This is a genomic window from uncultured Tessaracoccus sp., assembly GCF_947255005.1.
Lineage (GTDB): Bacteria > Actinomycetota > Actinomycetes > Propionibacteriales > Propionibacteriaceae > Arachnia.
This window is the reverse complement of record NZ_CAMYFI010000029.1, coordinates 19,258-29,445: the sequence shown is the minus strand read 5'-3', so window position 1 is coordinate 29,445 and position 10,188 is coordinate 19,258. Positions and strand designations below refer to the sequence as shown.

Annotated in this window: 8 protein-coding genes; 2 read left to right on the top strand and 6 right to left on the bottom strand. The window is 63.7% G+C overall.

Annotated features, from left to right (window positions below):
* Together Q0X61_RS07690 and Q0X61_RS07685 are read right to left on the bottom strand one after the other, a co-directional pair.
* Positions 1-338, bottom strand: a 338-nt coding sequence (locus Q0X61_RS07690; RefSeq protein WP_297741930.1) for a glycoside hydrolase family 20 zincin-like fold domain-containing protein, incomplete at its 3' end; no start/stop codon positions are given.
* On the bottom strand, positions 338-1,015 hold the full coding sequence (locus Q0X61_RS07685) for an HAD family phosphatase (protein ID WP_297741928.1): 678 nt from the start codon (positions 1,013-1,015) through the stop codon (positions 338-340). The genes Q0X61_RS07685 and Q0X61_RS07690, both read right to left, overlap by 1 nt.
* A 139-nt stretch (positions 1,016-1,154) precedes the next feature.
* Between Q0X61_RS07685 and Q0X61_RS07680 the strand changes: the two genes are divergently transcribed.
* Positions 1,155-2,093 (top strand): carbohydrate kinase family protein, encoded by a 939-nt coding sequence (locus Q0X61_RS07680; protein WP_297741926.1) that lies wholly within the window; start codon positions 1,155-1,157, stop codon positions 2,091-2,093.
* Between the two features lie 149 nt (positions 2,094-2,242).
* Here Q0X61_RS07680 and Q0X61_RS07675 read toward each other — a convergent pair whose 3' ends face one another.
* From Q0X61_RS07675 to Q0X61_RS07660, 4 genes are read right to left on the bottom strand one after another with little or no spacing between them, the layout of a single operon-like run.
* Positions 2,243-3,253: an alkaline phosphatase family protein gene (locus tag Q0X61_RS07675; protein ID WP_297741924.1), complete on the bottom strand. Its 1,011-nt coding sequence runs from the start codon at positions 3,251-3,253 to the stop codon at positions 2,243-2,245.
* Positions 3,250-6,363 carry a glycoside hydrolase family 38 C-terminal domain-containing protein gene (locus tag Q0X61_RS07670; protein WP_297741922.1) on the bottom strand — a complete coding sequence of 1,038 codons (3,114 nt, stop codon included), beginning with the start codon at positions 6,361-6,363 and terminating at the stop codon, positions 3,250-3,252. Before Q0X61_RS07670 ends, Q0X61_RS07675 begins: the two co-directional genes overlap by 4 nt.
* Before the next feature lies 1 nt (position 6,364).
* The gene (locus Q0X61_RS07665; protein WP_297741920.1) at positions 6,365-7,750 is read right to left on the bottom strand and encodes a 6-phospho-beta-glucosidase; all 1,386 of its coding nucleotides are present in this window, start codon (positions 7,748-7,750) and stop codon (positions 6,365-6,367) included.
* On the bottom strand, positions 7,747-8,502 hold the full coding sequence (locus Q0X61_RS07660) for a DeoR/GlpR family DNA-binding transcription regulator (protein WP_297741918.1): 756 nt from the start codon (positions 8,500-8,502) through the stop codon (positions 7,747-7,749). Before Q0X61_RS07660 ends, Q0X61_RS07665 begins: the two co-directional genes overlap by 4 nt.
* A 321-nt stretch (positions 8,503-8,823) precedes the next feature.
* Between Q0X61_RS07660 and Q0X61_RS07655 the strand changes: the two genes are divergently transcribed.
* Positions 8,824-10,125, top strand: a complete 1,302-nt coding sequence (locus Q0X61_RS07655; protein ID WP_297741916.1) for an ABC transporter substrate-binding protein — start codon at positions 8,824-8,826, stop codon at positions 10,123-10,125.
* The last annotated feature ends 63 nt before the right edge of the window (positions 10,126-10,188 follow it).

Below are 10,188 nucleotides of genomic sequence, written 5' to 3'. Positions count from 1 at the left end.
GCCCGGTCCATGGGACCGGTGGTGTGCACTTCGCGCGGCAACAGCTGCAGCAGCGTCTGCACAGCCCACGACGCGCCGGCCTGCGTGGAATACCCGACGCGCACCCCGTCTGCGTCGACGCTGAGGCGGTACCCCTCGTCGGGGAGCGAAGTGTCTTCGACGAAGTCCACGCCGACGCCGACTCCGTCGGCAAGCACCTGCACCCCGGCTGACCGCGAGAGACGCTCGGCGAGAACCTCAGCGGGAACACCTCCGCCACGCACTGGGAGGGGGTTGGGCAGCAGGAACGAACCATGTCCCCAGTCGACGTGAGCGGGTGTGGGGATGATGGTGGGCATCACAGCTCCTTCGCCTGTGCGATTGGTTGAGGCTGCCAAGACTGCAGCATCGGATGGTCGAGTGAGGGCACGTGCGCATGCCCCAAATCTGCGGCGAATGGGCCAACCGCGACGACGAACGCGCCGGCCTCCCTTGCTGCCGTAGCGCCGGTGCGGGAGTCTTCCATCACCACGCAGCGCTCTGCTGCTACGCCACACCGCTCAGCTGCCGCAAGGTACAGATCCGGTGCCGGCTTGGGGTGCTCCACGTCTTCGGTACCCAGCATTCCGGCGAAATAATCCTGCCAACCGAGCGAGTGCATCGTGGCCTGCACGATCGCCGACGGCGAGTTCGAGGCCACCGCCATTGGCACCTTCCCGACGAGGCGCTTGAGCAGGGCTTCCGCCCCCGGCGTGGGCTCTACACCGTCTGACAAGTGATCCTGTAGGAGCTGCAGCATGCGGCGTTCCACTTCTTCAGCCGGTGCTCCGGGATGAACACGGTTGAACAACGCGACGACGTCCTCAACGGCGCCGCCTCGAAGTTCATCAGAAACGTCATCGTCGAAGCTTGTCTGTACCCCGTACTCTTCCCAGAGTTGACGGGTCGCACCGAACCATGCCCGTTCGGAGTCCACGAGTGTGTCGTCCATGTCGAACAACACCGCTCCGACGTGCTGTGGAAGAGCACGATTCATTCGATCAACACCTCCCTGCCGGCGTGCCGGCTACTTCGTTGGATATGCGGCCCAGACAGCACACGACCACCCTACTTGGCTGCTCATTCGGATACGTCTGTGCAAGACTCTTGCTTGTTCGTCCGTGAGAAGGAGCGCCGTGTCCACACACATGCTGACAGTCGGTATCACGTACCGCGACATCATCATGACCGGCGTTCCAGGAATGCCCGTTCCCGGCCACGAGCTGCAAGCCACCAGGTTGCACGAGGGCTGGGGCGGAGTGGCCACCATGGCGCGCGTCGCAGCTCGCCTCGGTGCGAGCACCTGGCTGTGCTCTCCCGTCGGTGACGACGAAACTAGCGAGCGGCTGCTGCGCAGCCTGCACCGCGAAGGCATCGATACCACCTACTGCGAGCATTACGCCAACTGGCAACTCCCCACTACGGTGGCCCTCGCAACCAGTGCTGACCGCGCGATGGTGACGGTTGAGCGTCCCCCTGCGAAACCGGTGGGGCACTCCCTGACCGATGTTGATGCAGATGCCATCGTCATTGATTTGCGTGATTCGACACTCCCCTGGCTCGTTGACGCGCGCCGACGAGGCGCCCGTGTGTTTGCCTCGAGAGGCTTCGATGAGACGGGCTCGTGGGGCGACCAACAACTCGCGGGCATCGCAGGTGCTGACGTGTGGATGCTGAACGACCTGGAAGCGCAAGCGTTCACGCAACTGAGCGACCCCATTGACGCGGCGCGGACGCTGACGAGCCGCGTGCCCACCGTCGTCGTCACGCGGGGCGCCGACGGAATGGTTGCGGTCGATGCCGCCACCCGACAGGAAGCCAGCGTGGCCGCCTTCCCCGTGCGCCCGCGCAACACCACCGGTGCCGGCGACGCAACGCTCGCCGCGTTTGCCGTCGCCTCGGGCCTCACCGATGTGCTCGAAGAGCAACTCCTCGTCGCGGCGTTCGTCGCCAGCACCATCCTGGCGGGCGAGAGCGGAGCCGCCGATCCTCCGTGCCTCGCCGAGGTGCTCCAAGCGGCCCGCGCCCACGACGACCCTCGCGCTCGCCGCGTCGCGGAACTGTTGGCCCAGTAGCCGCCAGCCAGCCGGGACCACGCCGTTGCTAACCCAATATCCACACGCGTTTCGCTGAACCGACGATTTTGGGGCGTTTTGGCAAGCGCATGTGGATATTGGGTTAGCTCGACGCTCTACCCATCCAGCGGATGCAACCGTCAGATGTGTCACCATTCGAAGCGCAGGTCCCGCGTCGGACCCAAAGGCTCGATGTCCTTCAGCACGCCGACGTCTTCTCCCTCCATCTCGCCTTGCCGCGCGCCCATGAGATCCAGGAGCAGCCACATGACGTCTTCACTGCGCAGCGCGCCGCGCTCGTGTACCTCGGCGGGCAGTTGGCCCCCGATGCGGTGCAGGATCAGGAAGCTTCTGCGCACCTCGACCTCGTCCTCGCCGTGCCCGCCCTCGGGCTTGTGCCCGTGGTCGGTGGTGACGGCCACGACCCAATCTTCGCCCAGCTGTTCGTGCCGCTCTGCCACCGCTTTGACCAGGTAGCGCACGCGTTCATCGACGCGTTGGAGAGCCTCGCGGTATTCCTTGTTGTCGGAGCCTGCGGCATGGCCGGCTGCGTCCACGCTCTCGAAGTACACCACCGAGGCCTCTGGCCCTTCGTGGAGCAACCTGTGGCAAGCCCACGTGCACACGGCGTCGTCTGCAGCTTCGATGCCGCTGGTGAGATCGGGTTGGAACACCGCGTGCTGCCCCGTGCGTTGCTGGTCGACGCGCTGTTGCAGGATCGGCCCAGGGCCGACACCCACGGTGAAAGCAGTCCAGGTGGCTGCTGCGAGCGTGCGGGCGCGGGGGTTCGCGAAGAACACGCGAGACAGAAAGTCTGGGCGCCTGGCCATGTCGTGGCCCACGAACTCGTTCCACCACACGTTGCATTCCTCGTGGGTGGAGCCGGTGAGGATGGACGACCACCCTGGCCCCGAGTCGGTGGGAGGCGTCATCCACATGGGTAGGCATACACCGTCGGACGCGTCATCTCCTCGGGCGAGGCGAGCGAGCGTCGGGGCCACTCCGGGCGGGAAGTCATGCACGGTGTGGTCTGGAGCACCGACGCTGAACCTAGGGTCGGCCGGGTGAGAGGGTTGCGCGAAATCAGGGTTGCTCGCCACTTCCTCTGGCAATGCGAAGTCGGCGCGCACACCGTCGAGGCAGATCAACAGAAGCTTCATTTGGCACATACTTTCAGGGTGAGGATCTGGAAGGGACGAAGGGTAAGGTCCACCGCGCCCTGACGCAGGTCTCCCAAGCGCGGCTGGGTGGGCTCGGCTACCGGTTGCTCCAAGAGGTCCACCTCCTGAGCGACATCGGCGTCAAACCCGAGATGCAGCCGAACCCGCGACCGTCCACCCGTGGCCTCGTGCAACCGGATGACCACGTCACCGGACTCGTCGAACGCCGGCTTCACCGCATCGATCACCGCATGCCCGCGGAGCATCTCTAACGACGCCACCGCCGCCTCGCTCGTGCTCGCGCCTTCCAGCACACGAAGTGGTTGGTTCAGCGCGATGCCTGCTTCGCTCGCCGTCCGTACGTCAGCGTCGACGGTGAGCTGGTACTGAATGCGGTGTTGCCCTTGGTCCGATTCCTTGTCCGGCGACAGGGGTGCCCGCAGCAAGGTGTAGCTGGCCACCACGCCCGCGGTGGGCGCGTGTTCATCGGCCCCGGCGGGCTCCACGTCGTGGCCGTAGGAGGAGTCGTACGACAGCGCTACGGCGTAGCCTGGCTCGTCGAGCAGCGTCCAACGATGCCCGGGCACCTCGAAACGCGCCTCGTCCCAGCTGGTGTTCGACGACAGCGCCCGTCGCACATGGCCGAACTGGATTTCGGACGACTCATGGGTTGCCTTGATCGCGAGGGGGAACGCCACCTTCAGTACGCGGGAGCGTTCGTGCCAGTCAATATCGACGGCGAACCGCACCGTCTTGCTGTCCGCGTCCAGCCACAGCGACTGCGTCATCCGAGAGTCGCCGAAGGACCGGACCACATCCACCTGGGCACGAAGCGGGGTGTCCTCCACCAGTGCAACCTGTTCGATGTCGTCGAGCTCCCACACATGGTGGCGGTATTGCGCCTGGAGTTCCCACGCGTCGAAGCAGCTGGGGTGGTCTGGGTGTAAGCACAGGAGGTTGGCCCGCTGGCTGGGAAGAATCAGTTCACGCTCCGCCAGCACGTCGACGAGGCTCGTCACCGTTCCGTCCTGCCCGACGATGACGCGCATCAACCCGTTGTCGAGCACGATGCTCTCGTCTTGGCACTGGGTCTGGACAAGGTGCGTCGGGGCTGCTTCGGCATCGGCAAGCGGTACGACGCTGAGGGGGCCCACGTCGACGAGCACCCGTCGCCCCTCGATCTCGACGACCTCGCGTCTCGCGAACGGCGCGGGGTTCGCAATGGCGCGCTGCTCCCCCGGGAACACGGCGTGACGCAGCGCGTCGATGCGTTCCTCAATCTCTTGCAGCAGCGACGTGTACTCCTCACGTGCTTCTTCGTTCACCCACGCGATGGCGCTGCCCGGGAGGATGTCGTGAAACTGCAGCAGCATCATGCGTCGCCAAAGCTGTTCGACGCCCTCGGCGTCGTACGCATGCCCGCGCAGCATCGCCAGCGTGCCAAGCCATTCCAGCGTCGCGAGGCCGGCCTCGACCAGGCGGTTGCCCTGCTTCAACGCCAGCTGGGAGGTTTGGACGCCACGGTGGAACTCGAAGTACAGTTCGCCGGCCCAGACGGGGAGCTCATCGCGCTCGGCGCGAGCCGCGTGGTAGAACTCTTGCGGACTACCCATCGTGACTACCGGCGATGCCTCAAGGTTGCTCTGCCGACGGGCACGTTCCACCATCTCACGCACGGGGCCGCCACCACCGTCGCCATAACCGAATGGCAACAACGATTCCTTGGCGACACCCTTTTCTTTGAAGTTGCGCTCGGCGAATTTCACCTGGTCTGGGGAGAGGATGGAGTCGTAGCAATCGACGGGCGGGAAGTGCGTCCAGATGCGCGTGCCGTCGATGCCTTCCCACCAGAATGTGTGGTGAGGCAGCGTGTTCGTCTGGTTCCAGTTCATTTTCTGGGTAAAGAACCACCGCATACCGGCAAGCTTCGCGATCTGGGGCAGCGCGCCAGAGTAACCGAACGAGTCGGGGAGCCAGAGGCAGTCGGTGGTGACGTCTAGTTCTTCGCGAAGCCAACGAAGGCCACTGGTGAGCTGGCGAACCATCGCCTCGCCGCCTGGGAGGTTGGCGTCCGGCTCTACCCAGGTGCCACCCACCATGTGCCACTGACCGCGCTGGATGGCCTCGCGCATGCGTTCGAACACCATCGGCGCGTCTTCCTTCAGCCACTGGAGGTGCTGGGGAGCGGTGCAGGCGAAGTGGAAGTCGGGATACTCGTCGGCGAGCGCGACGACGTTCGACAGCGAGCGCACTACCTTCCGACGGGTTTCCCGGATGGGCCACAACCAGGCGGAGTCGATGTGCGCGTGTCCGACGGCGGTCATGCGCTGCGCGGAACCGTGGGGGCCGCTGTTCAGCAAGGGCGCAAGCACGGCGCGCGCGGAGGCGGCTTGTTCCTCGATGCTGTCCTGGTCGATGACGTCGGCGGCGCGCTCGAGCCCACGAAGAAGCGTCGCGCGCCAGGTGGAGTCGACGGGGAGTTCGCGCATGAGGCCATCGAGCACCTCGAGGTCGAGTTGGAGGTGCCAGACGTCGTCGTTGCGCACCACGAGTTCCGCGGCCTTGAACTGCCACATGGGTTCGACGGGCATGGTGGCTTTGTCGCCGTACTTGGCCATGTCTTCCCCGTGGTTGGGGTTGGCAGCGGCTTCCACCATCAGCTGTACCGAGCCGTCGGCCGTCACCAGCGGCGAGCCTTCGTGCTCAAGTCGTTCGGCGATCGACCCGAACGTGAGCGGCACGGTGCGGTTCATGGGATTGAGACCCTTCAGCGGCACCCCGTCGCAGGTGTAGACGAGACCTTCCGACTGGTTACCCGCCCAGTCGCCAGAAAACCCAAGATCAACACGGAGTTCGACACGCCCGCGGGGGGCATCCTCGGGGAGTGTGCCTGCGAGTCGCAGCCACCAGGTGCTCCACGCCGGCCCCCACCAGGTGCCGACGGGGAACGGCTCGTACTGCTGGCTGACCGCTTCTGCGAAGGGCACGGGCTCGCCTGGCGCTTTCCAAGCCTCGACGTTGAGCCGAGTGAGCGTCACGTACTCTTTCCCGACGAGGCGCTCTCGCAGGTGCTCGATACGCTCTTCTACAAGCTTGCGATCGTCATGCATGTCAGTGCTTCTCCAAGTAGGCCAGTTCACGGAAGTGAGCGACGAGGTCGTCCAAGATGTTGCGTGCAACGTTCACGGAGTCCACGAGCGGATGGTGCGCGAGCGCCAGCACTGCGTCGCTGCGCGATGCGTGCAGTGCGGCAGCAATGGTGCGGCGTTCCACGTACTTCGCGTTCACGACGATGCCCCGCCCGTGGTCGGGGAGCGCCGCGCCCGGCAGTGGGTGGATGCCATTGCCGTCGACGTCACAGGGAACCTCCACCACTGCCGTGTCGTCGAGATCGGGCAGTACGCCCCGGTTAGCCACGTTCAAGATGAGCCGCGCGGGAACGTCGTTGGCGATGGCATGCATGATCGCCAACGCCACCTTGTCGTATCCCCCAGTCTCGAGGTCGGCGGCGTCTCGGTCGAAACCGCCTGCCGCGTCTCGGTTCGATGCCATGTAGGTTGCTTCGCGCTCCAGGCGGCACTGTTCCCAGAGAGCATGGACGTCGTGCGTGGCGTTCGTCGCTGCGTCGTAGAAGCGACGTTGCTGCTGGGCAAGGAACACCCCTCGCGTGGCTTCTGATTTGCTGTCCAGTAGGAGGTCTTCTCGGGCGAAATAGTAATAGTGGAGGTATTCGTTTGGGAGGCATCCCAACGCCTGCACCAGCGGTGCCCCGAAGAGGCGCCCTTCCTCGAAAGATTCGATTAAGTCGGCACGCTCGAGCAACCTCGGCAGCACGTCGTCGCCATCGACGTGCAAACTTGTGAGCCACCCCAGGTGGTTGAGGCCTGCGTAGTCGAGGCGCACCCGCCCATCGGCAGCGGTGAGCGGGGGCACATCGTCGGCGACGATCCCCTCGCCCTGCAGGGTGGTGAGCACGCGGCGAGCGAGACCCACCGGGGAGTCGCAGATTCCTACCACACGGTCACCAAGTGATCGCTGCATCACCTCGGTGATGACTCCCGCTGGGTTGGTGAAGTTGATCACCCAGGCGTCGGGTGCATGCTTGCGCAGTTGCTCTACCAAACTGACGACGACGGGAATGCCACGCAGGGCATAGGAGATGCCTCCTGCGCCCACCGTCTCCTGCCCGATGACGCCGTTGCGAAGCGCAATGCGTTCGTCGGCAGCGCGGCCCTCGGTGCCGCCCACTCGCATCGCAGAGAACACGAAGTCTACGCCCTGGAGTGCCTCTCCGAGGTCCGTCGTCGCGATGACGCGAGGTGCGTCGGAAGCAGTGGCACCGAGCTCTTCGAGCACTTTCTTGATGGCCGCGAGCTGCACAGGATCGGTGTCGTAGAGGCGCACTTCGTCGACGCGTTCATCGGAGGTGTCCTCCATGAGCGCTCTGTACACCAGCGGAACACGGAAACCGCCTCCACCCAAAATGGTGAGTTTCATGCGTGGATTACCTCCAAATCGATCGCTGCAACCTGCTCGGCCAGTTTCTCTGGGAGCGTGCGTATGTCGGTGATGAGCCCGTCCATGTCTGCGAGGTCGAAGGGAGCACTATTGCCTTGCCCTGGGAGCTTGGTGGCGTCCGCCAACAGGTACGTGCGGGACGCCGCCGCGCGCATGGCGCGTTTCATAGCGGCTTGGGTATACGAGGTGTCTCGGATTCGTCCGGTATCCCCCACTCCGGAACAGCCAAGGAAGGCGATGTCTGCCTGCTGGCGAGCCAGCGCGTCTACAACGGGATCTCCCTCAAAACATTGGTACGGCTCAGACCACCTGCCGCCCAGCAATACCACAGAGATGTTGGGCTGGTTACGGAACACCTCGAATGCGGCGAGTGAGGGGGTGAGGATGGTGAGGGGCATCTCTTGCAATGCCAGCGCCAAATAATGCACGGTCGTGCCAATGTCGAGGATGACGGTCTGGCCAGGCTGCACCAGCTTCGCGGCCGCGCACGCAATGCGCTCCTTGCCGGCACGTTCGCGGGCGAGGGTCTCATGAAACGGATCGTCGACGGCTCGAGCAAGCTCGACGGCACCCCAGGAGCGTGTCACTACGCCTTGCTCCTCAAGCTCAGCAACATCACGCCGCACGGTGGCTTCACTCACGCGGAGCTCGCTCGCGATGTCGACGATGCCAGCACGACGCCGCACCTCCAAAAGGTGCAACATTGACTCCTGCCGGGATGCTTTCAACACAGGTACACCGTAGCGCAGGCAGCCCTATTTCGCTCAGGCTCGATCAACTCGATCATGATCTTTCAATTCACCGGGGGCAATGCTAGATTGAGCATCACATACTCGATCAAGGCGGATCTGAAGACATGAACATGCTTGTCAATGGCTATTTGGAGGGTGACCACATCTTCCGTCGTCGCGTCGCAACGGGGCAACACCTCCTACATGAAGCCCAAGCCAGCAATCCATATCACGCTTTGTTGAAGCATTTTGATCGACTACACCGAGCGCCGTGACAACCATGGAAGGGGAAACACGGCGAGCTACCTCAAGGAGCGAATAATGAACTTGTCACGGCGAAATCTACTTGGCGGAGGGGCTGCCACACTCGGCATGCTCGGGCTCTCCGCGTGTTCCACCCAGGGCTCTTCTGGCGGAGGAAACGCCTCGGGCAATGGTGACGTGAAGGACATGGTGTTGTGGACCTGGCCTGAAGGCTTCAGCAAGAAGGTACTAGAAGGCGTCGCGAATGACCTGAAGCAGTACAAGCTTCGCCAGGATGTGATTGGCGGCGACTTCAAGCAAAAGCTCACCACCACGTTCGCTGCTGGCAGCGGTCTGCCGGACATCACCGGCGTCAAAGGTCAGGATATCCCCTTCTTCCTCTCCCAGGCGAAGTACTTCGTCGACCTCAACTCGGTTGGCGCCAAGGACATCAAAGGCACCTACCTGGAGTACAAGTGGGAACAGGCCACCACGAAGGACGGCAAACAGGTGGGTATCCCGATCGACATCGGCCCCACCGCGCTGTTCTATCGCGCCGACGTGTTCGAGGATGCCGGCCTCACCAGCGACCCGAAGAAGCTTGCCGAGGAAATCCGAGAATGGGACGCCTACTTCGAGCTTGGCAAGCAGCTGCACTCGAAGAAACCCGACACCTACCTCATCCGTAACTGCGCCGGCCTGTTCGACACCATTTGGCCGCAGTCCGGTAAGGGTTTCGTGGATGAGGAAGGCGTATTCATCGGCAACCAGGATCACATCCGCCACGCCTGGGACGTCATGATGAAGGCCTTCGACGCCGGCATCGTCGCCACCATCCAGTCGAACAGTGCCGACGCCGCTGCTGCCGTCAACGAAGGTAAGCTTCCTGCCGACTTCGGCGCGTCGTGGCACCTTGCAGACCTCATGGTGGATGCCCCTGATACGGCCGGCAAGTGGCGTGTCTGTGAGCATCCCGGCGAGGCGACCAACAGCGGTGGTTCGTTCCTCACCATCCCTGAAGGAGCGAAAGATCCTGAGGCTTCCTTCGAAATCATCACGTACATGCTGAACCCGAAGAACCAGGCATACGAGTACCAAGACAAGGGCAACTTCCCGGCAACGCCGGAAGCTTTCGAGATGGAGGAAGTCGCTGGCCCCGTGGAATTCCTCGGCGGGCAGAAGGCGGCCGAGGTGTTCGGTCACGCCGCAGAAACCGTACGCCCTCTGTATGAGGATCCGCAGTCCGGTGCTGTGCAGGCGCCTTTCCTCGCCGAGATCGACCTCATCGAATCTTCGAAGAAGGATCACGAGCAGGCCTGGAACGATGCCGTGACACAAGCGAAACGAATCGCTAAGCAAGTGGGGCTTACGGTTCGATGAATCCGGGAACAGCTGTCAGGGAGGGTGGCGCCAGCGCCACTCTCCCTCCCAGTACTGAGTTGA

Excerpts from the sequence above, each read along its gene's own strand:
- Q0X61_RS07685 (WP_297741928.1), bottom strand. The coding sequence starts at position 1,015 with ATGAATCGTGCTCTTCCACAGCACGTCGGAGCGGTGTTGTTCGACATG.
- Q0X61_RS07675 (WP_297741924.1), bottom strand. The coding sequence starts at position 3,253 with ATGAAGCTTCTGTTGATCTGCCTCGACGGTGTGCGCGCCGACTTCGCA.
- Q0X61_RS07670 (WP_297741922.1), bottom strand. The coding sequence starts at position 6,363 with ATGCATGACGATCGCAAGCTTGTAGAAGAGCGTATCGAGCACCTGCGA.
- Q0X61_RS07665 (WP_297741920.1), bottom strand. The coding sequence starts at position 7,750 with ATGAAACTCACCATTTTGGGTGGAGGCGGTTTCCGTGTTCCGCTGGTG.
- Q0X61_RS07655 (WP_297741916.1), top strand. The coding sequence starts at position 8,824 with ATGAACTTGTCACGGCGAAATCTACTTGGCGGAGGGGCTGCCACACTC.